The sequence below is a fragment of the Pseudomonas sp. NFACC43 genome (genome assembly GCF_900119645.1).
Classification (GTDB): Bacteria; Pseudomonadota; Gammaproteobacteria; order Pseudomonadales; family Pseudomonadaceae; genus Aquipseudomonas.
The window spans coordinates 11,472-37,177 of sequence record NZ_FPKK01000020.1 but is presented as its reverse complement, the minus strand read 5'-3'; the positions used below and the strand labels follow the sequence as shown (position 1 = coordinate 37,177).

Here is a 25,706-nt window from a genome sequence, read left to right as displayed (position 1 = left end):
GAAGGAGCGCTTTATGTTGAGGATCAGCCATTATCTGCGGGCCCTGGCCGGGCAATGCCCTGCCCCGCGCACCTCGCCACCGGGCAGCGTCCGGCCACCGGTGGTGATCTGGAACCTGCTGCGGCGTTGCAACCTGACCTGCAAGCATTGCTACGCCACCTCCGCCGACAGCGTGTTTCGCGACGAGCTGGATACCGCCGCGGCCCTCAAGGTCATCGATGACCTGCATGACGCCGGGGTCCGCGTGCTGATTCTTTCCGGTGGCGAACCCCTGCTGCGCGAAGACCTGTTCCAGCTCAGCCGGCATGCCCGGGATCGGGGATTGTTTCTCGCGCTGTCCACCAACGGCACCCTGATCACTGCGGACAACATCGAGCGAATTGGCGCGGCGCAGTTCGATTACGTCGGCATCAGCATCGATGGCCTGGAAGCGACCCACGATGAATTCCGCCAGCTCAAGGGCAGCTTCGCCCGCTCCATGGCGGCCATCCGGCTCTGCCGCGAGCAAGGTATCCGAGTGGGACTGCGGACCACCCTCACCCGGCAGAACCACCCACAGCTTCCCCAACTGCTGGGCTTGATGAGGGAATACGACGTACAGAAGTTCTACCTGTCACACCTCAACTACAGCGGCCGGGGCAAGCGCAGCCGCACGCTCGATGCCCACCAACAGATGAGCCGCGAGGCCATGGGATTGATCTTCGAACAGGCCTGGGACGACATCGAACAGGGCCGCGACAGCGATTTCGTCAGCGGCAACAACGACGCCGATGCGATCCTGCTGCTGCAATGGGTCGCCCGACGCCTGCCCCGGCATGCCGACGCACTGGAGCAGATGCTGCGAGCCTGGGGCGGCAATGCCTCGGGCTGCGGCATCGCCAATATCGACAATACCGGCGAGGTTCATCCCGATACCTACTGGTGGCAGCACTCGGTGGGCAACGTGCGCCGTACGCCGTTTCGCACCCTCTGGTACGAGCGCCCCGACCCCCTTCTGCTGAAACTGCGCGAGCACCCACGGACCGTGGGCGGCCGCTGCGGCCACTGCCGCTGGCTGGCCATCTGCAACGGCAATACGCGCACCCGGGCCTGGGCCGAGGGTGACCTGTGGGGCCAGGACCCCGGGTGTCATCTGCTGGACGAAGAAATCGGCCTGCAGGCGATTGCCAATGTCTCCCTGTCCCCCGCGCGCTGAGCCAATGGCGAATCTGCTACCGAACCAAGGAAATCCCATGCCTGCCCCCATCGTTTTGCCCGCTGCCCTGCAATCGCCCTTCAGACCGGGGGAAGTCGCCCTGGTCGGCGCCGGCCCCGGTGACCCCGGCCTGCTGACGCTGCGTGCCTGGAGCCTGTTGCAGCAGGCCGACGCAGTGGTCTACGACCGCTTGATCAGCCCGCAGCTGCTGGGCCTGGTTCCGCTGACATGCGCCCGGCACTACGTTGGCAAAGCCGCCGGTTGCCACAGCCTGCCCCAGGCACAGATCAACACGCTGCTGGCCGACCTGGCCGGACAGGGACAGCGGGTGGTCCGGCTCAAGGGCGGCGATCCATTCATCTTCGGGCGCGGCGCCGAAGAACTGGAATACCTGCTGGCCCGCGGCATCGATTGCCAGGTGGTACCGGGGATCACCGCCGCTGCCGGTTGCAGCGCCTACGCCGGCATTCCCCTGACCCACCGCGACCTGGTGAATTCCTGCCGCTTCATCACTGGCCACCTGCAACGCGAAGGTGATCTTGAGCTGCCCTGGCAGAGCCTGGCGGACGACAGCCAGACCCTGGTGTTCTACATGGGCTTGTCGAACCTGGGCACCATCGCCACGCGGCTGATGGCGGCAGGCCTGGCGGCCGACACCCCGGCGGCCTTGATCAGCAACGGCACACGCCCCGACCAGCGAGTGCATCGCGGCACCCTCGCGCATTTGCCGGACATGGCCGCGCAGTGTTGCGAGGGCCTGCCGACCCTGACGGTGATCGGTCGGGTGGTCGGCTTGTTCGCCCACCAGCCGCTGCAGCATCCGGCGTGCCTGCATCCTGTGCAATCCCTGTTCCCGGTCTCGAAGGTGGCGCCATGATCCGCTGGTGGCTGGCCCCCCTGCTGTGGGTGGGCACGGCCCATGGCAGCGATGCCAACGTCCCGGACCTGGAACTGGCCGAGCGCACCTACCAGCAGTACTGCCAGCAGTGCCATGGGGTCAATCGCATCGGCGGTGCCGGGCCTGCGCTGTTACCCCAGAGCCTGGGCCGGATCAAACCCGCCGAGATTCGCCAGGTCATCGAAAAGGGCCGGCCGGCCAGCCAGATGGCAGGGTTCGGTACAGTACTGGACGCCGCCCGGATCGATGGCCTGACCCATTACCTGCAGCGGCCGCCCGCCGTCGAGCCAAGCTGGAGCGAGGACGACATCCGCCACAGCCACCGCCTGCTGGCGGATGTCGCCAGCCTGCCCGACAAGCCCCAGCACCAGGCCGACCCGCTGAACCTGTTCGTGGTGGTGGAAGCCGGTGACCACCATGTCGATATCGTCGATGGGGACCGCTTCGAAGTGCTGGCCCGCTTCGCCTCGCATTTCGCGGTGCATGGCGGGCCGAAGTTCTCGCCCGATGGGCGCTTCGTCTACCTGGCGTCCCGGGACGGCTGGGTCAGCCTGTACGACCTGCACAATCTCAAGCTGATCGCCGAGGTGCGGGTCGGTCTCAATACCCGCAACCTGGCGGTCAGCAAGGACGGGCGCTGGGTGCTGGTGGGCAACTACCTGCCCGGCAGCCTTGCCGTGCTGGATGCCCGGGACCTGTCATTGGTCAAGACCATCGAGACCGTCGACAGCCGTGGCCAGGCTTCCCGGGTCAGCGCGGTCTATACCGCTCCGCCGCGAGACAGCTTCATCGTTGCCCTGAAGGATGCGAAGGAAGTCTGGGAATTGCCCACCGGCCCGAATCCGGACTTCGTGCCGCGGCGCATCGAGGTCCAGGACCACCTCGACGACTTCTCTTTCTCCCCCGACTATCGCCAGTTGCTCGCCACTTCACGCAAGGCCCAGGGGGGACAGGTGGTCGACCTCGACAATGGCCGGGTCGTGACCGACATTGCCTTGCCGGGCATGCCGCACCTGGGTTCGGGAACCTATTGGCAACGCGATGGGCACTGGGTGTTTGCCACGCCCAACATCAGCAAGGGGCTGGTCTCGGTCATCGATTTGAGCACCTGGAAAGTCATCAAGCAGATCCCCACCCTGGGGCCGGGATTCTTCCTGCGCAGCCACGCCAATTCCCGCTACGCCTGGACCGACGTGTTCTTCGCCCCGGGCAACGATGCCATCCACCTGATCGACAAGCAGACCCTGGAAATCGCCCATACCCTGCGCCCCATGCCCGGCAAGACCGCCGCCCATGTCGAATTCACCCGCGACGGCCGCTACCTGCTGCTGAGCATCTGGGACACCGATGGCGCGCTGATCGTCTATGACAGCCAGACACTGCAGGAAATCAAGCGCCTGCCCATGAACAAGCCTTCGGGCAAGTACAACGTCGGCAACAAGATCGAATTCGCCGAGGGCACGTCCCACTGAAACACACCACCCCGCAGCGCGAGCCTTCCCCGGGGTGGTCATTTGCATCATTGCCGATACGGATCCCTCGTGCGCTTACCTGCCCACGATGGCGACAGCTCAGCCGACACGAAGGGCTCGGTCAATGGCTCATGGAAGACATGGCCGAGGCCTGCCCGAGCAGCTCCTGGTCGATGTCTTCCAGGCGCAGGACACGGCCGCCAGTCTCACTGGCGAGTTTCCGGGCTGCCTGGGCATCTGAGAAGGAGGCCAGCACCACGCCCATGGCGCCCTTGAGGCCGGTGCCGACGACGAACCAGGCGGTACGCGCATCGATCAGGTGGGCATCGTCCGGGGCATCCCAATGGCCGCGGCCCATGTCGTGGACGTACAGCTTGACGTCGGCCCGATGGTTCTCCGGCTGCAGCCACCAGCCGAGCATCTCCGCCGGCGAGCAAAATTTCTTCACGCCGCCCGCCCCCACCGCGGCCCCCTTGGGCCCGGGGAAGTCCGTGATGACCATGCCGCACACATGGCACTCGTCACCGGGGTGAAACGCCAGGGTCGCCTCGCTGGACGATGGCGCCGCAGCCTTTTCACACCCCGCCAGCGCCAGGCACACCACTATCCCGGCCAGGAGGCGGCTCGCCTTGTAGGACACCTTGTTCATCGTTGCATGCTCCATTCATCAATCACAATTCAAGGGCACCGGCGCTCGAACAGCCGATAGGCCAACCCTAACGGCACCGCCATCCACACCCCGAGGCAAAGCCAGAGCACCGGCCCCGACACCGGCAAGTCGCTGCCCAGGGTCATGACCGACGCACCGCTGGAGACGGCGTCGAACCCCGACAGGTTGATCAGCCGGTACACATCGGTAGGGTTGAACAGCAACAGCCAGGGCAGCAGGTCCGGACTGAAGCGGCCCTCACTCAGTACCAGCAGCGCCAGCAGTACCAGGTCGAACACCAGCACGAAGAAAAACCACACCCCCAGCGCGAGGCCGGCGGCGGTGGACTTTTGTGTCGAAAGACTGCTCAGCACATAGGCCAATCCCAAGAAGACCCAGCCCAGCAGCGAACTCGACAACATGAAACGGCCAAAGGCCCAGAGCAGCAGGCCCAGCTCGACGTCGTCGACCAGCAAGGCGATGGCGAGCGTTGCGCAACCGAAGCCGATCAGCGTCGCCAGGCTCAGGATCAGGCCATGGCCGACAAACTTGCCCAGCAGCAACTGTCCACGGCTCAGCGGGTAGGTCAGCAACAGCAGCAAGGTCCCGCTCTCGTCCTCGCCGACGATGGCGTCATAGGCCAGCAGCAAGGCGATCAAGGGCATCAGGAAGGTCGCCAGGCTGGCCAGGCTGGCCACGGTGGCCGGTACCGAGGTGAAGCCCAACTGGCCGGACGCCGCGGCGCCCAACCAGGCGATGCCGATCGCCAGCACGGCGAACAACAGACTGATCGCCAGCAGCCAGCGGTTACGCAGGCCATCGCTGAACTCCTTGCGGGCCATGTTCCAGATCGGGTTCATGGACGCACCTCCCCGGCTGCCGCGCCGTTCATGTAATGGCGGTACAAGTCCTCGAGGGACGGCGGCTTGATCTCGACATCCGTCGGGTTGTGTTGCGCCAGCAACTGACGCAGCAACGCCAGCTTGCTGCCGTCGGGCGCGGCCACCTGCAAGCCTTCGGCTCCCCAGCCCTGGGTGACATGCCCCTCGCTGCGCCAATGCTGTTGCAACTGGCTGGCACGGGCCAGGCCCGAAGCCCGGATCAGGGTCGGCAGCCGCGCCTCCTCCCGCAGCCGCGCCAGGCTGCCCAGGGCCAGCAGGCGCCCTCGGGTCAGGATCGCCGCGCGATTGATATGCGCCTCGACGCCGGGCAGGACGTGGGAACAGAGGATGATGCTGGTGCCCTGCCAGCGCAGGCGATCGAGCAACTGGTAGAGGTCCTGGGTCGCGATGGGGTCCAGGCCCACGGTCGGCTCGTCCAGCAGCAACAGCCGCGGTCGGCCGAGCAAGGCCTGGGCCAGGCCGAGGCGTTGCCGCATGCCTTTGGAGTAGGTCCGCACCTTGCGCCGCGAGGCCTGGCTCAGCCCCACCTCCTCCAGCAGGCGCTCGACCTGCCCTGGCGCGGCGCCCTTGAGCCGGGCGAAATGGCGCAAGGTTTCCAGGCCGCTCAACTGCGGGTAGAACATCACGTTCTCCGGCAGATAACCGAGCATCTGTCGCACGCTGGGATCGCTCGGTGCCCGGCCGAATACCCGCACCTGTCCTTCACTGGCCCGCAGCAGGCCCAGGACCAGTTTCATGGTGGTGGTCTTGCCCGCGCCGTTATGGCCGAACAGACCAAGCACCTCGCCCTGGGCCAGGTCCAGGTCCAATCCATGCAATACGGTGGCGTCGCCATAACGCTGGCTGACGCCCTCGATCTCGACGACGTTCAAGGCGCGTCCTCCGAAGCAGTGTTGCGTTGCGGGGCGAAGACCGGTGCCGCCATCAACGGATGGCTGTCCGTCACCCCAGGGGATTTCATTACCGGGAAGGCTCGCTGCACCCAGCGCAACAGCTCGACGCCCGGACTGTTCATCAACAGCCGTACCTGGGGGTAGCGCCACAACAGGCGATCGACGTTGTCGTTGGGCTCATAGGCCACGTCGCCCAGGCCGTCGCCATTGCGATCCCAGCCAAGGTAGTCGCTCCAGTAATTGCCGCGTCCGTCCGCCGACCACTCCTGCAAGCGCGTGGCGACGTACTTGACCTGACGGCGATTGCCGGCAAAGACATTGCCGGCGATGCGGTTGTCTTCCGAGCCGGCGGTAAGGTGTATGCCCAGGGCGCTGCGCTCGAAGTGATTGCCTTCGATACGGTTGAACAATGAGTTGTAGATGAACAGCCCCTTGCCCTCGGCGCCGGTGATCATGGTGTCGCCGGTGGAGCCGTCGCGTACGTCGGTGACGAAGTTGTCCCGCAGGGTCGAATAGGTGATGTAGTTCATCAGGATCCCGTAGTTCTGGTCCTGCTCGGAACGGTTGCCGATGACCGTCAGCTTGCGACTTTGCATCAGGGCATACCCGGTGCGGGTACGCCGGGTGGTATTGCCCAGCAGGCGGTTATCGTTGGCGAACATGTAATGCACACCGTAGCGCAGGTCCTCCAGGGTATTGCCCTGGAGCAGGTTGTCGCTGGAGGTATCGATGTAGATGCCGTCGCGGGCCTGCCGCACCTGGTTGCCAATGACCCGGGCGCCCTGCACGGCATACAGATGGATGCCATTGCCTCGGTCCTGGGAACGCAGGCTCGGATCGCCCTGGATGACGTTGTCGATCAGGCTGACGTCCCGCGCGCCATCGACCCAGATGCCGAAACCCTGGCCCTGCATGCGGCTCAAGCGCACCACGGCCCCCCTGGCGACCGGCTGGACGAACACGGCGGCGTTCATGGCGGTCAGGTCATGGCCCCAATCCAGGAACGTACAGCCCTGGACCTGGACGTCCGGGGCCCGGATGATCAGCCCGTTGCCCTCCCCCTGCCCCTGGAATACCGCCCCCGGCGCACAAGTGAGGGTCATCGGCTGATCAATGCTGAACGAGCCGGTGTATTGCCCGGCAGGCAGGCGCCATTGGCGCTCGCCCTCGGCCTGCAAGGGCAGATTCGTGATGGGTTGCGGCGCGGCGAGCGCGCCGCCAGACAGCAGGCAGAGCACCAGCGCAATGACCGGTTGGCGAGCATGGCCCGCGGGTGGCCGCGTGTTCCAGGTCATTGCACCTGTCTCCTTTCGATGGGCCGACTCAGGCCTTTTCCACCAGCATGCGTCCGACCATCTCCATGTGCAGGGCGTGGCAGAACCAGCTGCAGTAGTACCAGTGCAGGCCAGGCTTGTCGGCGATGAAGGTGATGGACGAAGTCTGTTGCGGGCTGATCTCCATGCTCGCGCCGTGGTTGGTCATGACAAAGCCGTGGGAGACGTCCTCGATCTGGTCGATGTTGGTGATCGTCACGGTCACCTCGTTGCCTTGCTTGACGGTGAACTCCGTCACGCCATAGGCCGGTGCCATGGAGGTCATGTAGACCCGCACCTTGTTGCCGTCACGGATGACCTTGTTATCGGTCTCCAGGTTGATCCCGTCTTTCTTGGCCAGCGCCACGGTGTCGGCGAAGAACGGGTCATTGCGGTTCCAGATCTTCTGGGTCTTGATCTGGTCGCGCCGGGCGAGGATGCAGTCATGGGGCTCGGCGAAGGTGGGGCCATCGTGCACCAGCTTCATTTCCTCCCCGGAAATGTCGATCAACTGGTCATTCTCGGGGTGCAGCGGACCGGTGGGCAGGAAACGGTCCTTGGAGAACTTGCACAGCACCACCAGCCATTTGCCGTCGGCATCGCTGGATTCGGTCAAGGACGCATGGTTATGGCCAGGCTGGTACTGCACATCCAGCTTCTGCTTGATGTAGTTGACCTGCTCGCCCTTGTAGGCGCGGATGGCCTCATCCATGTTCCATTTCACCACCTGGCTGTCGATGAACAAGGTGGTATAGGCGTTGCCGCGTCCGTCGAAGGTGGTGTGCAGTGGCCCCAGGCCCAGTTCCGGCTCGGCGACGATCACGTCGCGAGGATCCTTGAGGCGGTCGGCGAACAGATCGTCCAGGCGGTCGATGGCAATCATCGAGACCGTGGGCGATAGCTTGCCGTTGGCGATGAAGTATTTGCCGTCGGGGGAAGTATTGCAGCCGTGGGGATTCTTCGGCACCGGGATGTAGCGGGTGAATTCGCAATCCTTGCCATTGACCCGGCGCCCATCGACCACCGGCACCTTGGAACCGTCCAGGGTCATGAACCTGCCGGCCTTGATCGCCGCCTCGATACGCGGGATGTTGTACACCACCACCCAGTCGCGCTCGTTGCGCATCATGCCGCCCAGGTCATAGGCCTTCTCGGAGTTGTAGCAGGTGCTCGCGGCATATTTGCCGGTGTAGTCGGCATCGGTGTTGTCCAGGTTGCCGTCGACGATCACCTGGAACGCCATTTCCATCTTCTCGGCGTCGATGGCGTTGAACATCGTGAAACTGTTCTTGTCCTGCAAGTCGAAGGTATGGCCGTCATTGGGGTGCGGAATCACGAACTCGCCGTTGGCGAACACGTACTTGGTGTACGGCACCTTCTGCAGGCGCAGGCCATGGATGGCTTGCACGTTGGGCACCGTAAGCATCTTGTCGCACTTCATGATGTCCAGGCGGATACGCGCCACCCGGGAGTTGGCCTTGTCGTTGATGAACAGGTATTTGCCGTCGTATTTGCCGTTCGTCATGGAGATGTGCGGGTGGTGGCAATCGCCGTTCTGGAACCTGGCGCTGTCCCCCAGCACGCGCTTGCTTTCGTTGGTCAGCCCCCACCCGGTGGCCGAGTCGACGTTGAAGACCGGGATACGCATCAGTTCGCGCATCGACGGCACCCCCAGCACCCTCACCTCGCCCTGGTGGCCGCCGCTCCAGAACCCGTAGTACTCGTCCAGCTCGCCGGGGGCCACATGGATCCTGGACTTGGCCTCCTTGGCCGCAGCGGCCCAGGATTCACGGGTGAATGTCCCCGCGCCCAGCGCCGTTGCGCCGGCCAGTACCGCTCCGGTGACGGCGCCGGTACCCAGGAAACTGCGGCGGCTGACGCCCCGGGGCTCTTGCGCCACGTCAGGATTGTCGGTTTTCTTATCGCTCATGCTGTGTGCTCCGTGAAGAATGAAACGGTCAGGGAAACAGGCCATCGGGGTGCCTCAGGGCGCCTGCACCACGGGAATCAGCTGCGGATCGGCCGCGCTCGCCTTGCCACGCTTCTTGCGCTTGTTGATCAGCGGCGGGCATTTGTTTTCGTTGTGCCAGGTCATCTGGCAGTCGAGGCAGTAATGGCATTCGTTGGCGTTGATCCGACCGTCGGGATGAATCGCCTGGATCTCGCATTCCTTGGCGCACAGTTGGCAGGGATTGCCGCACTCCTTGCGGCGCTTGAGCCAGTCGAACAGACGCAGGCGGGTCGGCATGGCCAGGGCGGCCCCCAGCGGACAGATGTAGCGGCAATAGACCTTGCGGGTAAAAAGGTTGATCAACAGCCAGCCTGCGGCATAGGCCACGAACCACCATTGGCGGTCGAACCTGAGGGTGACGGCGGTCTTGAAGGGTTCGACCTCCGCCAGGCGTTCGGCGGTCGCCATGGACTCCAGCGAAACGCCGAACAGCACCAGCAGGATGATGTACTTGATGGCCCACAACCGTTCATGCACGGCGAAAGGCAGCTCGTACTGGGGCACCCTGAACCGGCGCGCCAGCTCGTTGATCAGTTCCTGCAGCGCGCCGAACGGACATAGCCAGCCACAGAACACCCCGCGCCCCCACAGCAGGAGGCTGGCTGCGGTGAACACCCACAGGATGAAGATCAGCGGATCGGTAAGGAACAGCTCCCAGCGGAAACCTTCGAACAATGCATGAACGAAGGTCAGCACATTGACCACTGACAATTGCGCCAAGGCATAGCCGCCGAGAAATACCACGGTCAAGACCAGGTAACCCCGACGAACCCAATGCAAAAGCCTGGGCCGGCGGGCCAGCGGGTCCTGGAAGAACAGGATGATCGTGAGCACCAGCAAGGCCACCGCCAGCACGACGATTTCCACGCTCTTGCGGTACCAGAGGGTCAGCCACAGGGGGCGGCTGGCTTCTTCGGCCGCTGCCAGTTGCGCGGCCGTGGGCAAGGGCCTTTCCAGGTACGCCTCGGGCAATCGATAGGCCAGCTCGAAACTGCTGAAGAGTCCACTGACCGGCCCGGTCTGGCGGCGCACCAGCAGCTCCAGGCTCCAGGGCGAACCGGGATCGAAACGGTGGGAGGCACGGATGATAAAGATCGCCATTTCATCGAACTCGGGCATGCCCTCGGCAGCCACATCATCCAGGCGCTGGAAGTCCATGTCGCGAAAACTGATGGTGTCGCCGAACTGGCGCAACAGCACCCGATCGAAGATCCCACCGCGCACATAACCCGAGCCCTTGAAGGAATACCGTCCGCTGCCCATTACGGCAATGGCCTGCTCGCCAGGCTTGAGCTCGCTCATCAGCGCGCGGTACTGCGCCTCGCCCAGCAGGTTGCGGCCGATGGTGGGCGGGTTCAGGTGAGTGACGTACAGATCGATGAAGGTGTCGCCCGCCTGCTCGGCACTGGCGGCTTCGACCTTTTCGGCGGCGGTCCCCTTGAAGGAAGCGTCGACCTGTTCGCGGGTCAGGTGCAGCCGACGCACCGCTCCATTGCCGGCCAGGGTCTTCCAGTCGGCGGGCTCGTAGACGTCCTCGCGCACTCGCGCCGGCGCCACGGCCAGGCCTGCATCGCCCTTGACCAGGCCCAGGGACACCGCGACGTCATGGGCGGCACGCATGATGACTTCGTTGACCACCATCGCCGTCACGGTGGCTCCGGCGATGGCGTCCACCGTCACCGCATCCGGGTCGCTGGAATGCCCTACCACGACCCGCTGATTGACCTTGACACCGCTGTAGCGGGCACTGAATCCGTGGAGTTTCTCCTCGGCGATACCGATCAGCAGGATCGGCTCATGGTGCTCCAGCACATAGGCATCCAGGATCACACCGGCGGGGTCGAGAATCACCTGCACGTTGATCGGCTTGCCCGAGTAGGCGGGAATGTCCACCACATCCAGGCTCTGGAACACATAGCCCGATACCTTGCCGGCCGTCGAGAGCGTGCGCACCTTGAAGGGCCCCTGGGGCTCGGAGACCGAATCGGTCCGGCCCAGGACATGGTGGATACGCTGTCGCTGGATTTCGCCGTAATCCCTGGCCTGGGCGAGGCCCGCGCACAGGGCCAGCAGAATGAAGAATGCGTTGAGCCAGAAGCGGATGAGGTGCGAGAACGCAAAGGAACGGGTCATGAGCGCCAGGGCTTGAGACAGGATCGTGGCGATCATGGTAGGAGCCGCTCTATCCGGCGCCCTTGATTGAAATCAACTTGAAAAAATTTGCCTGGCGGGCATCACGGGGCGAGAGGCTGGTACCTCTCGCCCCGACGCAGACGTTCAGTCCTGCGCAAGACTGTAGGAGTAGATGCCTTGATCGTTATTGTCGTACCAGTTGCCCTTGGCCCAGATCACACGATCCTGCGTCGGTTGGAAACCCAGGATGCCCAGGTAGCCGCCGATGGCGAGACGCTGCCAGGAACGGCCCCAGTCCCGGGAATAGAACACCCCATCGGCGCAAATGCTCGCATCCGACCACCAATAGAGCCAGCGCGGTGGCCGGTGCTCGCTGGTGACATTGACCAGCAGGCTGTTCTGCCCCAGATAGAAATGCCCCTCGCGCAGCCGGCTCTGCGACGCCAGGGGGGCGAACACGCTGGGCAGCTCGCCCAGGGGACGCCAGGCCAGCGTCGCGGTATCCAGCTCGGCGATCACGTGTCGTCCGGATTCCTCCTGGTCCACCAGGCCGGCCACCCGCCCGTCGGCGTTCTGAGCCAAGGCCGCGATGAACAGCTTGTCGTCGCGCTGGGTATCCACGACCTGCCATTGACCGGTGCTGCGCTGCAATCGAGCCCGTGTCGTGACGTTGAAGGCGATGTGGGCGCCCTCGCCCTCGGGATTGCTGCCCCAGAAGCGTTGGGAAACCCAGATGAACGCGCGTTGCGGGTCCAGCTGGATCACATGGGTGCGGATGTCGCCATAGGTGCCGGCATCGGTATGCCACTGCAAGACATCCGGACGCTTGACCCGAACATATTCGCTGGTGACCAGCAGCGATTCGGCCGCCATGACCGGCGTACTGTGGTCGCCGCGATCGGCGGAATAGTAGACACCGGTTGAAATGGCGCCTGGCACATCTTCGCCACTCTCGTTGTCGACGCCGCTGGGGGTGCCCCAGGCCCAGACTTCATCCGTGCCATGGAAGTACGGTTTCAGATTCCAGGCCACTTGATCGGCCTTGGGAAACCAGCCTTGCTCCAGCCAGGTCCAGCGCTTGCCCTGATCGTCGCTGCGAAAGACCACGGTCTGGCCGACGCTGTCGCCGGATCCGGCCTCCGGCCGGTCGAGGCCGGTGAGCAGCAAGACGCTGGCGCCATCGGGACTGGCAACCAGGCAGGCGGCGGCGCTTACGTGGGCGACCAACTGGAATTGTCCCTGGGCGTCCAGGCGCGAAATGAAAGAGGTCTCTTTTTCCCTGCCGGAAAGCAGGTAGGCGAAGGCACCGGAGCCCACCGGCTCAGGCTCGTCATTGGACTTGCCGCGCACCAGCGCATCGAGGTCCACCACATCGGCGGAGGCCTCGACCTGCCCGGCATCCCCGTTCAGGCGGGCGACCAGCCAGGTGCCCTGGGGGGTCGCCACCACGCCTGTGCAGTACTGGGAGGCGGCCCGGTGCCGGGTATCCGCTACGGCGCCCAGCTGTTGCTGGCCGGGGCTGGTGCCGCCCCACTCCAGCTTGGCGCTGGTGATCATCCACATGTACCACAGGCCAGCGCCGACAATCAGCGCGACAAAGAGCGTAGTGAAGAATTTCGATCGAGGCATGAAGGATCCATATCCATGGGGAAACTGAGAAGCTTTTCTCATCTCTTTCATCCGGAGTAAATTCTTATTGCACTAAAACGGCTGGAGCCGGTCGCATCGTTCATCTGTGAGCCGGGTTGCATTCATTCGGCGCAGCAGTTTCGTCGAGCAGCGCCGACGCGTTAAGGTGCGCACATCACGACAAGGACCCCTCATGCCCCCACGCTCCGGCCCAGCGCACGCCTTTTCATCGCCATCCACCGGTTTCGTCCGGGTGCGTGGCGCCCGCGAACACAACCTCCAGAATGTCGACGTCGATATCCCCCGCGATGCCCTGGTGGTCTTTACCGGCGTGTCGGGGTCAGGCAAGTCGTCGTTGGCCTTTTCCACGCTCTACGCCGAAGCCCAGCGTCGCTATTTCGAGTCCGTCGCGCCCTACGCGCGGCGCCTGATCGACCAGGTGGGCGTGCCCGACGTGGACAGCATCGACGGCCTGCCGCCGGCGGTGGCCTTGCAGCAACAACGGGGCAGCCCCAGCGCGCGCTCTTCGGTGGGCAGTGTCACCACCCTGTCGAGCCTGATCCGCATGCTCTACTCCCGGGCCGGCAGCTATCCGGCCGATCAGCCCATGCTCTACGCCGAGGATTTTTCCCCCAACACGCCCCAGGGTGCCTGTGCGCAATGCCATGGCTTGGGGCGGGTCTATGAAGTGACCGAAGACTCCATGGTGCCGGACCCCTCGCTGACCATCCGCGAGCGGGCCGTGGCCGCCTGGCCCATGGCCTGGCAAGGCCAGAACCTGCGGGACATCCTGGTTACCCTGGGCTACGACGTCGACGTTCCCTGGCGTGACCTGCCCCAGGAACAGCGCGACTGGATACTCTTCACGGAAGAAACCCCCACCGTCCCGGTGTACGCCGGATTGACGCCTGCCCAGACCCGTGCCGCCCTCAAGCGCAAGCTCGAACCCAGCTACCAGGGTACGTTCAGCGGCGCCCGACGTTACCTGCTGCATACCTTCATGCACTCCCAGAGCGCTCAGATGCGCAAGCGCGTGGCGCAATACATGCGCGCCAGCCATTGTCCCGTGTGCGAAGGCAAGCGTCTCAAGCGCCAGGCGCTGGGCGTGACATTCGCCGGCCTGGACATCGCCGAGCTGTCGCACCTGCCGTTGCTGGAGCTGGCCGAGGTGTTCAGGCGCGTCACCGCACCCGATTATCTGGAGCAGGCCGAAGAACCGGGCGAAGTCCTCACCCACCGGCAAACCCGGGAGGCGCGCGAGCAACGCGCCGCCCGAGGTGACAATCCGCACTCAGGAGGGCCGGATGCGCGCCACACGCCCAACCTGTCCCTGGAAAAGCGCCTGGCCGCCCAACGCATCGCTGCCGAACTGCTGGAGCGCATCGGCACCCTGATCGACCTTGGCCTGGGTTACCTGGCCCTGGAGCGCAGCACCCCGACGCTCTCTTCCGGCGAGCTGCAGCGCTTGCGCCTGGCGACCCAACTCAACTCTCAGCTGTTCGGGGTCATCTACGTGCTGGACGAACCGTCAGCCGGCCTGCATCCGGCCGACAGCGAAGCCCTGTTCGACGCGCTGCAGCGGCTCAAGGCCGCCGGCAACTCGGTATTCGTGGTCGAACACGACCTGGGGACCATGCGTCGCGCCGACTGGCTCGTCGATGTCGGGCCGGATGCCGGCGAACAAGGCGGCCGGATCCTCTACAGCGGCCCGCCCGCCGGCCTTCGCCAGGAGCCGCAATCACGCACCCGCACTTACCTCTTCGCCGAGCGGTCCCAGGCTGCGCACGCCCCGCGGACACCCAGCGACTGGCTGCGCCTGGAAGGCATCACCCGCAATAACCTCGACAACCTGAGCGCGGCCTTCCCCCTCGGCTGTTTCACCGCCGTGACCGGCATCTCCGGTTCGGGCAAATCCAGCCTCGTCAGCCAGGCGTTGCTGGACCTGGTCGGCGCTCACCTGGGCCAACCCGGCCAGGACGCCGAGCCCGACGAACGAAGCCTGGAAGACGAACCCGAGCAAACCAGTGGCGGGCATGTCAGTGCGGGCCTCGATGCGATCAAGCGCCTGGTCCGGGTGGACCAGAAGCCCATCGGCCGCACGCCGCGCTCCAACCTCGCCACCTACACCGGCCTGTTCGATCACGTGCGCAAATTGTTCGCCGGGACCGAACAGGCCCGTGAACTGGGGTTCGACGCCGGACGGTTCTCCTTCAATGTGGCCAAGGGACGCTGCGAAACCTGCGAAGGGGAAGGCTTCGTCAGTGTCGAACTGCTGTTCATGCCCAGCGTGTACGCCCCCTGCCCGACCTGCCACGGTGCCCGCTACAACCGGCAGACGCTGGCGGTACGCTGGCAAGGCCTGGACATCGCGCAGGTCCTGCAACTGACCGTCAATCAGGCGCTCGAAGTCTTTTCCGGACAGGCGTCGGCACGGCGCTCGCTGCAAGTGCTGCAGGATATCGGACTGGGTTATCTGCGCCTGGGCCAACCCGCCACCGAACTGTCCGGCGGCGAGGCGCAACGCATCAAGCTGGCGACAGAGCTGCAGCGAAAGGCCCGAGGGGCCACCCTGTATGTGCTGGATGAACCCACCAACGGGCTGCACCCACAGGACGTGGACAGGTTGCTGGTGCAGTTGAATCGCCTGGTGGATGACGGCCATAGCGTGGTCGTGGTGGAACATGACATGCGGGTCGTGGCCCAGAGCGACTGGGTCATCGACATCGGTCCGGGCGCCGGAACCCAGGGCGGGCAAGTCGTGGTGTGCGGAGCGCCGGCCGAGGTGGCCCAATGTCCGGAAAGTCGTACGGCGCCATTCCTCAAGAGCGCGTTAGCGGCTGAATATTAAAGCTTTTTTAATCTGGCTGGCCGTCCCGGGAAACCTGTCTATACTGTCTTTCAGTTAATCGTTTCAGTACGAGTAGTTTAACGACGGCCTCACTTGCTGATGGATGTGAGGCTGTACAGGCCAGGAGGCAAATGATGTCGGCCCCATGTTCAAGAAAAACATTCCATAGGGTTACAGAACAGCAGCATCTTCCCCAGCAGCGCCCCGTGAATCACGGCGAAGCCTCGCCCAGTCCACCTCCCTCCACATTACCGTTGCCGATAGCAGGCAGATCCTGTTGTTGATGTCGGCCCCGCGGCATCCTTGCAACTTCCATTTGGCGACTCTAAAGGTATAGCGCCTGGCTGCGTCAAGTCTTACATCAGTTTTCGAGCTCGTTCATTATGCTCAAGCCTATTTCAAGCCATCTTTTCAATCTGATCCAAGAGGTGGAAAACAACATCTCGGGCGCCAGCGAAGAAGAGTACACCGCAGTACTGGGCTGGATTTTTTCCAAACTGGGGATCGATAAATTCGCTTATGTCCATGTGGAACCGACACCGTTCAACAGCTCCAAGATCTCGATCCATAGCAACTACCCAGCCGAATGGGTTGAAACCTATCGCAAGAACGCCCTTTATAAGACCGATCCGGTCATGATCAATACCGCCGTCACGGCGACGCCCTTCTTCTGGAATGAAATTCCCGAGGAGATCGACAACCCGGAAATCTTCGACCAGTCTGCGTCCTACGGCATCAAGCAGGGATTCACCGTACCGATCCATGAGCCCGGACGGGCATTCGGCTCACTTCACTTGTCTTCCGAAGAGAACGATCCGGACTTCCCCATCATCGTCCGATCCAATCTATTCATCATCAAGGCGCTCAGTATAATCGCCAACCAATATCGCCCCATGGAAGCCCCCATGGAAAGCAACTTGAAGCTGTCCCCTCGGGAGATCGAGTTCTTGCGCTGGCTTTCATTAGGCAAGAACTACAAGGAAATAGGTCTGATCATGAGCATCACCGAGCGAACGGTGAAGTTTCATGCCAAGCAGATGACCGAGAAGATGGATTGTGTCAACGTCAAGCAAGCCATGATCAAGGCAGTTCAACTCAACCTCGTTTGAATCCCGCCCCTATCCTGCCCTAACCTGGCGGCGGCCTTTTGCCAAGTCCGACGCCAGCGCCTGGTCATAATCCATTCAGGCGAATCCCACCTGCGATGCGATATTGAAGAGCATGCCACAGGCGAACAAACCGATAACCAATGAGATAGCCCGACTCAAGAACTTGCCGGAAACGATGGCATGCAGTTTCCTTCCACAGAACGCTCCAATGGCTATCCAGGTCAGCCCGACCGGAAAGATAATGGCCGTGAACAATGACATGAAAGACAAGTAGTGGCTCACGGACAGGAATGTTCCCGCCGGCGCAACGAAAGACACAAAGAACAAGCCCTTGGGGTTGGTCAACGTTGCCACGAAGAGATCCGGCACACTGATGCCCGCCGAAGTACCAGGTAAATGATCCTTTACCGAAAACCACAACTTCAGGGAGATATAGAACAGGAAACAGACAGCGAAGATCTTGGTGGCAATGACCACCCAGGAATGATCCGTGATCAGAAGATCGATAAACACTCCCCACATCGTCATCTGAACAATATAAGCCAGCCATTCCGCTACAACGAACCTCATGGAGCGGGCGTTCAAGCCCCTGTTGATGCCAGTTTGCAACAACAGAGAGTTCGTCGGTCCAGGAACCAACAGGACTGTCATCAACGAAAGCGCGATATAAGACATAAGGTCATCCATGCCAGGGAGCCAGAATGGCTCATTTTCTTCGGGTTCGGACAGGCCCGATCATACAAATCAATATTTTGGTTGTATGACATCAGACCAATTTTCCAGCATAGAGCAATTACACTAGATTTGCCCACTGCCGCCCTGAAACTTTCAAACGTATGACTTATCAGCGTGGGCTTTTACCCATTTGTTGTCTCCCAAACTACGCTCCCATAGCCTTATTACCTTTTTATTGCAGGCCAACCCAGGCACTGTTGGAGCGTCAATTTTCCGGCCCACATACTATCAGCGACTTAGCCAATCCGTCGCGTAATCGTCAAGAAATCCTCCTCGCCAATGGCGTTCATGTTGAGTTGGCGGACTAAAGTCAAGACCCTTCGCATGCTACTCCCTCCCTGTACTTTCTTGGACTAACGACGATACTAATTCGCGCAGCGACTCAGTTTGTCCCGGAATACTGCCACATCACCAATCTGGCAACTAATTAGACTATCCACTCTATAAATCCACGCACTGTACTTTAGGACAGTTGAAATGCCCTAGTGCAAAGTTAACAGTAGCTCCACCCACAACCACGAAACCTCATTCATGAACTACGCCCCGGCCACCTTTCGTTTTTTCGGTATATCTACTCGTATCGCAAGCTACTCGAGTATTCCGAGCAAAACCCTGGGACAAATACTGGCCATTCGCAAGTCTGCCTTTATCGACAGAAAGAAGTGGGATATAGAAAGCTATCGAGGCAGCAATTACGAATGGGATGAATACGATGACGCTGATGCAGTTTACATATATTCAATCCAGCACCAGCAGGTCACCGGTTGTGTTCGACTTCGCCCTTCCAGCAAACCGACACTCATGACCGGCCCCTTGAGTTTCATTCTTCCAATCCAAAAGTCCGGACGTCGCTCAACATATTTATGGGAAGCCACCCGCTTTGCACTTTTCGCTGACAGATCCATTACCTGCGAATTGACCCAGGCCAGTGTGGACATTCGCACCGCGGCACTCTTCCTGACCATGCTGAAGTTTGCCCAACATCAAGATATCGAAGCCTATGAAGTTGTCGTCGACACTTCGATGGCGAAAATTCTCAAGCGTTCCGGATGGAATATCGAACGACACAACACGGCACTGGGCTCGAAGGGCGAGACGATCATCTACGGCACGTTGCCATGTTCCATCGAAACTTATGAGGGAGTTCTCAGAAAAAACACCATTGCCGAAGCGAGCGTTTACGACCCTTTCCTTATGACGAACCGTTCGTCAGACACACTCCATAAATCCATTGATATCGGCCAAATGCGCCGTGGCCGAAACATTCCAGCAAAAATACACATGCACACTGAGCTGCATCTATAAAATCAAACTTCTGGTATGAAATTGGAGAAAGGATGAACCTGCAAAGACTATTTCCGCATGTTGGCAAAGTCATTGCCAGTACCGGCAGCCGCCACTTCCCTCGTATGTTGCACGACCTGATACTCACGGAAATCCCGGTCGACGCAACACATATTACCGAGCAAAGGATAGGCACAAGTAATATCGCTGAACACAGCACTTCAAGCATTGGTTTCGTCGGCATGGACAATACCTGTGTCGACACTGTAGTGGACACCCATACAAGCAAGCCTTTTTTCCTCGCCGACGATATCCTCTTCGAAGACGCGCCCGCACAGAAGGTCCCCAATTTTTCCCGATGTCTGCTCAAGCGTGAACTCTCGGGCAAGGCACCCGGCCACAACACAACGACCCAACTGCATCTGACCACACGGAAAAATGGCCACCGTTATGTCCTGTCCGTGTATCGGTCACCTTTTTCCAAGGGCTTTACCGCCCAGGAACATGCCCTTCTGAAAGACTTTTCCTGCCTGTTGATGCCCATGGTAGAAGAGCATGTTGCCGCCCTGGTGCCATCGGAACCTCATCGGCAGGACACCAACCTGTCGCTGGACGGCCCGGAGAACGGTGGGATGGAAGCGTTGCGCCAGCGATTCGCCGATCGACTGCAACTGTCCGGCTTGAGCCTGTCGTCGCGTGAAACCGAAGTGTGCGTGGGTCTGCTGGCGGGACGCACGGCGCCCGAACTTGCCGAGCAACTCAACCTCAAGGTCAATACCGTCGAAAGCTATCTGAAGCGTGCAGCCATCAAGATGGGCATTGGTGGTCGTCGCTCCCTCATTCGCTGGATGCACTCGATGGACGCTACGCCATCGGGCACTGAATGGAACGGCGCTCCGCCCATTCGCCAGGCCGTCTGAACCTCTCCCCCCAATGTCTGCCCGGTCATCATCGGGTACGTTGGGGGATGATTCAGCTTTTCGCTTCCTCTTCGACCCTGCCTGCCGACGCCAGTCCAGGCGTATGCCGCCTGAACCATTGCAGCAGATCGTCGACGTACGTGAAGATCACCGGCACCACCAGCAGACTCAGCAACGTTGAAGTCAACAGCCCCCCCATGACCACCACGGCCATCGGCTGCCTGAAACTCGGGTCTTCGCCCATGCCCATCGCGGTGGGCAACATCCCGGCGCCCATGGCAATGGTGGTCATCAGGATGGGCCGTGCGCGCTTGTGGCAGGCGTCTACCAGGGCGTCATAGCGATCCAGGCCGTGATCACGCCGAGCCATGATGGCGTATTCCACCAGCAGAATGGAGTTCTTGGTCACGATCCCCATCAACATCAATAACCCGATGACCGAGGGCAGGGAAAAGCTGAAATTGCATATCAGCAAGGCCAGCAGCGCGCCGCCCAGGGAGAGCGGCAAAGCCGAGAGGATGGTGGCCGGCTGCAGGAAATCATGGAACAGCAGCACCAGGACCGCGTAGATACAGAACACACCGATGGCCATGGCCAGGCTGAAGCTTGCGAATAGCTCCGTCATCAGTTGCAGTTCACCCTGCTCCACCGGCTTGATCTCTGGAGGCAGATTGCGCATGGCCGGCAACTGGCTTGCCTCGGCCATGACCTCGCCCAGGTTGCGGCCGTTGAGTTCGATCGACAAGGTGATGTTGCGCAGCCGATCCAGCCGGGTGATCTGGGCCGGTCCACTGCCCAGGCTGAGTTCCCCGAGCGAGGACAGCGCCACCTGGCCGTCCCGTCCAGTCACCCGCAACTGATCGATGCTTCGCAAGTCATCGCGCAACAGCGAATCCATGCGCACGCGCACGTCCACCTGACGCTGGGACAGGTTGATCTTGCCCAACTGCGAGGAGTATTCACCGTAGGTCGCCATGCGCAAGGTATCGGCGATGTCCTGGCTGGTGACGCCCAGCTCCGCGGCCCGGGCAAAATTGGGACGCATCTGGATTTCCGGTCGCTGCAGGGCACTGCTGGAGGTGACGTTGCCGATCCCGTGCAGGCCGCGCAGCTGCGGCTCCAGGGCATTGGCAGTGCGTTCCAGCAGATCGCCGTCGTCGCTGGCCAAGACGATGTTGAGTTTCTCGCCGCTGCCATCCCCGCCGACGTTGATACGCACGCCGGCCAGCGTACGCAGGGCCTGGCGCATCTGCGCCTCGACTTCAACCTGCTTGAGCTCGCGCTGGTCCCGTGCCACCAGATCCACCGTCAGGACCGCATCGCCGGCACCAGTGATGCCGGCAGGCCCGGCGCCCGAGTTGCTGGCGGTGCCCACCGAGACGAATACATGTTTGACGTCCGGCATGTCCTGCAGCCTTTCGCTGGCCTGCAAAGCCATCTCGGTGGTCTGCTCCAGCGTTGTTCCCGGTGGCATTTCCAACGTGATACTGCTGCGACCCGCGTCCTGGGACGGCAGGAAACTGGTCGGCAGCAACGGAACCAGGGCCAGGGCGCCGATGAAGAAAAGACTGGCCAGCAACATCGTGGTCTTGCGACGGTCCAGGCTGGCATGGATCCAGCCCAGATAGCGGGTCATCAAGGGGCCATCGTGCTCGGCGTCGGCTTTCGCCTTGAGAAAGTACGCCGCCATCATTGGTGTCAGCACCCGGGCCACCAGCAAGGAAAACAGCAGCGCCACCGAAGCCGTCACCCCGAACTGGCGGAACAGCTTGCCTGCCACGCCGCCCATGAAGGCCGTGGGCAGGAAGACCGCAACCAGAGTGGCCGTCGTGGCGAGCACCGCCAGGCCGATTTCGTCCGCCGCCTCGGTGGCCGCCTGAAGCGGCGTCTTGCCCATGCGCAGGTGTCGCGCAATGTTCTCGATTTCAACGATGGCATCGTCCACCAGCACGCCGATGACCAGCGCCAGCGCCAGCAAGGAGACCGAGTTGAGCGTGAACCCGGCCAGGTACATCACGCCGAAGGTAGGAATGATCGACAACGGCAGCGCCGTAGCGACGATCAGGGTGGCGCGCCAGTCCCGCAGAAACCACCAGACCACCAGCACCGCCAGCAACATGCCCTCGTACAGCAGGTTCATCGAGTCATGGTAATTGGCAAGCACCGCCTTGACCGTGTCACTGGCTTCAACGATCCGCACATTGGTGTGTTTCTCCACGAAACCGGCCATGGACTTGCGTACGTCATTGGCCACGCCGACATCGGAGAAGCCCAGTGACCGGGTCACCTGGAAACCGATGACCGGCTTGCCGTCGCGAAAGGCCCGGCTGCTGCGCTCGGCATGGGTGTCGCGAATATCCGCCAGCTGATTCAACGCCAGCAGGCGGCCATCCCCGCTGGGAATATCGATGGCTCCCAGGGCGGCCGGGTCGTCGATGGCCCCCAGGGTCCGTACGGCTTGCTGGCCACTGCCCAGGTTGCCCTGGCCACCGGAGTTGTCCTTCTGCATCGCCCTCAGTTGCGCAGCGACATCCGCGACGCGAATGCCCAGGCCTGCCATCAACGCCGGGTCGAGATTGACCTGCACTTCCCGGTCCACCCCGCCGATCCGAGACACCAGCGCGACGCCGGGTACCGACAACAGCTGTTTGCTCAGCTCGTTATCGACAAACCATGACAGCGCCTCTTCATCCAGCGCATCGGACTCGATGACGTAGGTGAGCAGCGGCGAGGCGCTGGTGGTCAGCCGGGAAACCGAGGGCGTATCCAGACTGGCCGGCAACTGCGGCATGGCGCTGTCCACCGCGTTGCGCACTTCGTTGAGCGCCTCGTTGCCATCCTTGTCGATGTCGAAACTGATGCTGATGCTGACCGCGCCGTCGGTGATCACTGTCGTCACATGCTTGAGCAGGCGCAGGGACGTGAGCTTGTCCTCGATCTTGCGTGCCACCTCCGTTTCCAGTTGCTCGGGGGCTGCGCCCTCCAGCGATGCGTTGACCATCACCACCGGCAGGTCCATGTCGGGGAAATCCTGGATGGCGAGCTTGCCGAACCCCAGCAGGCCCAGGACCGTCAGCAGGATGAACAGCATGACGGCCGGGACCGGATAGCGGATCGACAGGGCAGAAACGTTCATGGCTGGGCAACCTGGGATTGTACGAGGCTCACGCTCGCGCCATCGTTGAGGAAAGCACCGCCGGCGCGCACGATACGGGCCGGCTCATCCAGGCCGCCGAGGATCTCCACGGCCTGCTGCAGGCGCCTGCCCACCGTTACCGGTCGCTGGACGACACGCATGTCATCGTTGAGGGTGAACACATAGGAGCGGCCGTCACGCAGGATCACCGCGGTATCCGGTACCGTGAGGGCCTCGCGGGCCGCCAGTTCGATCTGGCCGCTGGCGTACATGCCGGCCTGGGCGGGGCTGTCGGTGGGCAGGGATACGTAGACCAGCGCCCGGCTGGTCTTGGTGTTGAGGGTGGGCGACACCAGCCGCACCCGTCCTTCCAGGCTCTGCCCGCCCGGCAAGGTCAGGCGGGCCACCTGCCCGGGCTGTACCTGGGCCAACTGACGGGCGTCCAGCTCGGCCTGCCACTCGATACGGCCGTCGCGCACCAGGCGAAACAGCTCGTCGCCGGCCGCCACCACCTTGCCGAGCAATGCCGTGCGGGCGGAAACGATGCCGTCGTCCACCGCCACGATCCGCGTCTGCCGCAAGCGGATCCGGGTACTTTGCAATTCAGCCCTGGCGCCGGCCAGGTCGGCTTCGGCAAGGGCCACCTTGATCCGATACTCTTCGCGCTGCTGCTCCGACAGGGCCCCGCCCTGGCCGACGACCCTGGCCCGGCGATCGTTGGACCGGGCCTGCTCCAGATTCGCCACGGCCTGGGCGACCAGCGCTGTCTGCTTGCGCTCTTCGGCCAGTACCGCATCGCAGGCCAGCGTTGCCAGCAACTGGCCTTTCTTCACCCGGCTGCCCACGTCGGCTTCGAGGCTGGCGATGCGCAGGTTGCCGGTCTCGGCATTGATGACCGCTTCCTGCCAGGGAGCCAGGGCTCCATTGGCGAACAGCAGCTGCGGCCAGACTTGCCGCCGCGCCTGGACGACTTCCACGCTCAGGCTGCTGACGGTGGGGGCGGCCACGGCCGGCTCGGCACCACGGCGCAGGGTCATGAATATCGCCACGACCGTAAGCACGGCAACGGCCAGCAGAATCTTGCCCGATATCGTCCTCACGCTCCCCCTCCGTTCGTTGCCGGGTGTCGCGCAAGCGGTTGACCGACTTGCCATCCGCCTCCCAGGGCCTTGTACAGGGCGATCCAGTAGCGGACCTGGTCCTGCTGCAAGGTGATCAATTCGATTTCCGCCGTCAGTGCCTGGCGGCGCGCGGTTTCACGGTCCAGCAGGCTCACGCTGCCTGCCTGCCAATTACGGTCGATGGCTTGGAACGACTCGCGGAAACCGGCAGTGGAACGCTCGACATCCGACTCCCGCCGCCGCGCCGCATCCAGGCGCACCAGGGCCTGTTCGACTTCCATGACGCTGGTGCGCAATGTCTGGCGATAGACCGCCAGGGCTGCGTCATAAGAGGCCCGCGCCCCTTCCACCGCCGCGCGGCGCTTGCCGCCGTCGAACAGGGGTACAGACAGCACCGGCCCCAGCGACCAGGATCGGTTGTGCTGGCCCACGGTATCGCCGACCGAAAACGTACCGGACAGGCTCAGGCTCGGCAGCCGGTCGGCCTGGGCCACGCCGATCTCGGCGTTCGCCGCCGCCAGTTCCCGTTCGCTGGAAGCCAGGTCCGGACGCTGGCGCAGCAGATCGGCGGGAATCTGCCGAACGTTGAGTTCGGCCGGCTGGGGCAGTTGCGCCGGGGTCTTGCCGAGCACGTCGTCGAGCCGTTCTTCATCTCCGCCGGTCAAGGCCACCAGGCTCTTGAGCAACACCTGGCACTCGCTCTGCTGCCGGACCAGAGTGGCCGCGCTGCTGGCGGCGCTGGCGTCGGCCAGCGCCGCGTCGGCGGAGGAAGTGAAGCCGGCCTCGAACGACTGGCGAGTGATGCGCGCCGTGTCCTGTTGCGACTGGGCCTGGTCCCGGTAGGCCAGCACCAGCTTCTGGCAGCCGCGGTACTGCACGTAGTAATCGCCTACCTGGGCCGCGAGGGACACCCGTGCGTCGTGCCAGTCATCCACCCGCGCCTCGACACGCGACTGCGCCGCTTCGTTGTTGCGCCGCAGTTTGCCGAACAGATCGAGCTCCCAGGCGGCGTCCAGCTCGGCGGAGGAGCCCGAGCCGCCCAGGCGTGTGGGACCGGTCCGCTGTGCGCCACGACCGCCGGAAAGACGGCCATCGACCCTGGGCAAGGCATCGGCCGCATCGCTGTCCGCCGTGGCCCGGGCCAGGGCGATGTTGGCCCACGCCTGGTCCATGGACGGACTGTCGGCTTCGGCCAGGCGCAACAGCTCGGCCAGGGCCGGATCGTCGAATTGCTGCCACCAGTCAGCCAGGGCCGCCACGGAGGCGCCATGGGGAAGCGGTGCCTGCCATCGGTCGGCGACCGGAACGTCCGGCACTCGGTAATCAGGCCCCAGTACGCAGCCGTTCAGGGCCATCGCGCACAAGGTCACCAGCAGTCTTTTTCCTGGAGGCTTGAAGGCATGCATAGGGCTCTCTACGGGACCTGACAATGGGGGCGAGCAGCCAGGCATCCGGCAC

General features: G+C 62.8%; 18 protein-coding genes. 7 read left to right on the top strand and 11 right to left on the bottom strand.

The window, feature by feature from the left end; all coding sequences use genetic code 11:
• The first annotated feature begins 13 nt into the window (after positions 1–13).
• The 3 genes from nirJ to BT179_RS24340 are packed head-to-tail and all read left to right on the top strand — an operon-like array spanning position 14 to position 3,565.
• The gene (nirJ, locus tag BT179_RS24350; protein ID WP_072398804.1) at positions 14–1,195 is read left to right on the top strand and encodes a heme d1 biosynthesis radical SAM protein NirJ; all 1,182 of its coding nucleotides are present in this window, start codon (positions 14–16) and stop codon (positions 1,193–1,195) included.
• A 37-nt stretch (positions 1,196–1,232) separates the two neighbouring features.
• Positions 1,233–2,072, top strand: coding sequence for a uroporphyrinogen-III C-methyltransferase (cobA, locus tag BT179_RS24345; RefSeq protein WP_072398805.1), 840 nt, complete (start codon positions 1,233–1,235; stop codon positions 2,070–2,072).
• Positions 2,069–3,565: a nitrite reductase gene (locus tag BT179_RS24340; RefSeq protein WP_072398806.1), complete on the top strand. Its 1,497-nt coding sequence runs from the start codon at positions 2,069–2,071 to the stop codon at positions 3,563–3,565. The genes cobA and BT179_RS24340 overlap by 4 nt, the downstream gene beginning before the upstream one ends.
• Before the next feature lie 121 nt (positions 3,566–3,686).
• Here the strand turns inward: BT179_RS24340 and BT179_RS24335 are convergent, their stop codons facing one another.
• The 7 genes from BT179_RS24335 to BT179_RS24305 all read right to left on the bottom strand — a co-directional run bounded on the left by BT179_RS24335 (position 3,687) and on the right by BT179_RS24305 (position 13,095).
• Entirely contained in the window at positions 3,687–4,214 is a 528-nt protein-coding gene (locus BT179_RS24335) for a nitrous oxide reductase accessory protein NosL (protein WP_072432091.1), read from the bottom strand.
• 29 nt (positions 4,215–4,243) lie between these two features.
• Positions 4,244–5,074, bottom strand: coding sequence for an ABC transporter permease (locus tag BT179_RS24330; RefSeq protein WP_072432092.1), 831 nt, complete (start codon positions 5,072–5,074; stop codon positions 4,244–4,246).
• Positions 5,071–5,988, bottom strand: coding sequence for an ABC transporter ATP-binding protein (locus BT179_RS24325; protein WP_072432093.1), 918 nt, complete (start codon positions 5,986–5,988; stop codon positions 5,071–5,073). The genes BT179_RS24330 and BT179_RS24325 overlap by 4 nt, the downstream gene beginning before the upstream one ends.
• The gene (locus BT179_RS24320) at positions 5,985–7,304 is read right to left on the bottom strand and encodes a nitrous oxide reductase family maturation protein NosD (protein WP_072398810.1); all 1,320 of its coding nucleotides are present in this window, start codon (positions 7,302–7,304) and stop codon (positions 5,985–5,987) included. Before BT179_RS24320 ends, BT179_RS24325 begins: the two co-directional genes overlap by 4 nt.
• A gap of 28 nt (positions 7,305–7,332) precedes the next feature.
• A complete protein-coding gene (gene nosZ, locus BT179_RS24315) occupies positions 7,333–9,252 on the bottom strand; it encodes a TAT-dependent nitrous-oxide reductase (RefSeq protein ID WP_072432094.1) in 1,920 nt (639 codons plus the stop codon).
• 54 nt (positions 9,253–9,306) lie between these two features.
• Positions 9,307–11,466, bottom strand: a complete 2,160-nt coding sequence (gene nosR, locus BT179_RS24310; protein ID WP_072432101.1) for a transcriptional regulator NosR — start codon at positions 11,464–11,466, stop codon at positions 9,307–9,309.
• 144 nt (positions 11,467–11,610) lie between these two features.
• Positions 11,611–13,095: a hypothetical protein gene (locus BT179_RS24305; RefSeq protein ID WP_072432095.1), complete on the bottom strand. Its 1,485-nt coding sequence runs from the start codon at positions 13,093–13,095 to the stop codon at positions 11,611–11,613.
• A 193-nt stretch (positions 13,096–13,288) separates the two neighbouring features.
• On the opposite strand from BT179_RS24305, the gene BT179_RS24300 reads away from it, so the two are divergent.
• Both BT179_RS24300 and BT179_RS24295 read left to right on the top strand, forming a co-directional pair.
• Positions 13,289–15,943: an excinuclease ABC subunit UvrA gene (locus BT179_RS24300; protein ID WP_072432096.1), complete on the top strand. Its 2,655-nt coding sequence runs from the start codon at positions 13,289–13,291 to the stop codon at positions 15,941–15,943.
• Between the two features lie 383 nt (positions 15,944–16,326).
• Positions 16,327–17,052 carry a helix-turn-helix transcriptional regulator gene (locus BT179_RS24295; protein WP_072432097.1) on the top strand — a complete coding sequence of 242 codons (726 nt, stop codon included), beginning with the start codon at positions 16,327–16,329 and terminating at the stop codon, positions 17,050–17,052.
• A 75-nt stretch (positions 17,053–17,127) separates the two neighbouring features.
• Here BT179_RS24295 and BT179_RS24290 read toward each other — a convergent pair whose 3' ends face one another.
• Positions 17,128–17,727 carry a LysE family translocator gene (locus tag BT179_RS24290; protein WP_072398824.1) on the bottom strand — a complete coding sequence of 200 codons (600 nt, stop codon included), beginning with the start codon at positions 17,725–17,727 and terminating at the stop codon, positions 17,128–17,130.
• Between the two features lie 591 nt (positions 17,728–18,318).
• On the opposite strand from BT179_RS24290, the gene BT179_RS24285 reads away from it, so the two are divergent.
• Positions 18,319–19,092, top strand: coding sequence for an acyl-homoserine-lactone synthase (locus BT179_RS24285; protein WP_072432098.1), 774 nt, complete (start codon positions 18,319–18,321; stop codon positions 19,090–19,092).
• A 32-nt stretch (positions 19,093–19,124) separates the two neighbouring features.
• Positions 19,125–19,991, top strand: a complete 867-nt coding sequence (locus BT179_RS24280) for a helix-turn-helix transcriptional regulator (RefSeq protein WP_072398816.1) — start codon at positions 19,125–19,127, stop codon at positions 19,989–19,991.
• Between the two features lie 52 nt (positions 19,992–20,043).
• Here the strand turns inward: BT179_RS24280 and BT179_RS24275 are convergent, their stop codons facing one another.
• The 3 genes from BT179_RS24275 to BT179_RS24265 are packed head-to-tail and all read right to left on the bottom strand — an operon-like array spanning position 20,044 to position 25,654.
• Positions 20,044–23,127, bottom strand: coding sequence for an efflux RND transporter permease subunit (locus BT179_RS24275; RefSeq protein ID WP_072432099.1), 3,084 nt, complete (start codon positions 23,125–23,127; stop codon positions 20,044–20,046).
• Positions 23,124–24,227, bottom strand: a complete 1,104-nt coding sequence (locus BT179_RS24270; protein ID WP_371128618.1) for an efflux RND transporter periplasmic adaptor subunit — start codon at positions 24,225–24,227, stop codon at positions 23,124–23,126. Before BT179_RS24270 ends, BT179_RS24275 begins: the two co-directional genes overlap by 4 nt.
• A complete protein-coding gene (locus BT179_RS24265) occupies positions 24,224–25,654 on the bottom strand; it encodes an efflux transporter outer membrane subunit (protein ID WP_072398818.1) in 1,431 nt (476 codons plus the stop codon). Before BT179_RS24265 ends, BT179_RS24270 begins: the two co-directional genes overlap by 4 nt.
• Between the last annotated feature and the right edge of the window lie 52 nt (positions 25,655–25,706).

Coding starts and splice junctions, on each gene's coding strand:
- nirJ (WP_072398804.1), top strand. CDS start 14: ATGTTGAGGATCAGCCATTATCTGCGGGCCCTGGCCGGGCAATGCCCT.
- cobA (WP_072398805.1), top strand. CDS start 1,233: ATGCCTGCCCCCATCGTTTTGCCCGCTGCCCTGCAATCGCCCTTCAGA.
- BT179_RS24340 (WP_072398806.1), top strand. CDS start 2,069: ATGATCCGCTGGTGGCTGGCCCCCCTGCTGTGGGTGGGCACGGCCCAT.
- BT179_RS24335 (WP_072432091.1), bottom strand. CDS start 4,214: ATGAACAAGGTGTCCTACAAGGCGAGCCGCCTCCTGGCCGGGATAGTG.
- BT179_RS24330 (WP_072432092.1), bottom strand. CDS start 5,074: ATGAACCCGATCTGGAACATGGCCCGCAAGGAGTTCAGCGATGGCCTG.
- BT179_RS24320 (WP_072398810.1), bottom strand. CDS start 7,304: ATGACCTGGAACACGCGGCCACCCGCGGGCCATGCTCGCCAACCGGTC.
- nosZ (WP_072432094.1), bottom strand. CDS start 9,252: ATGAGCGATAAGAAAACCGACAATCCTGACGTGGCGCAAGAGCCCCGG.
- nosR (WP_072432101.1), bottom strand. CDS start 11,466: ATGACCCGTTCCTTTGCGTTCTCGCACCTCATCCGCTTCTGGCTCAAC.
- BT179_RS24305 (WP_072432095.1), bottom strand. CDS start 13,095: ATGCCTCGATCGAAATTCTTCACTACGCTCTTTGTCGCGCTGATTGTC.
- BT179_RS24300 (WP_072432096.1), top strand. CDS start 13,289: ATGCCCCCACGCTCCGGCCCAGCGCACGCCTTTTCATCGCCATCCACC.
- BT179_RS24295 (WP_072432097.1), top strand. CDS start 16,327: ATGCTCAAGCCTATTTCAAGCCATCTTTTCAATCTGATCCAAGAGGTG.
- BT179_RS24290 (WP_072398824.1), bottom strand. CDS start 17,727: ATGTCTTATATCGCGCTTTCGTTGATGACAGTCCTGTTGGTTCCTGGA.
- BT179_RS24285 (WP_072432098.1), top strand. CDS start 18,319: ATGAACTACGCCCCGGCCACCTTTCGTTTTTTCGGTATATCTACTCGT.
- BT179_RS24280 (WP_072398816.1), top strand. CDS start 19,125: ATGAACCTGCAAAGACTATTTCCGCATGTTGGCAAAGTCATTGCCAGT.
- BT179_RS24275 (WP_072432099.1), bottom strand. CDS start 23,127: ATGAACGTTTCTGCCCTGTCGATCCGCTATCCGGTCCCGGCCGTCATG.
- BT179_RS24265 (WP_072398818.1), bottom strand. CDS start 25,654: ATGCATGCCTTCAAGCCTCCAGGAAAAAGACTGCTGGTGACCTTGTGC.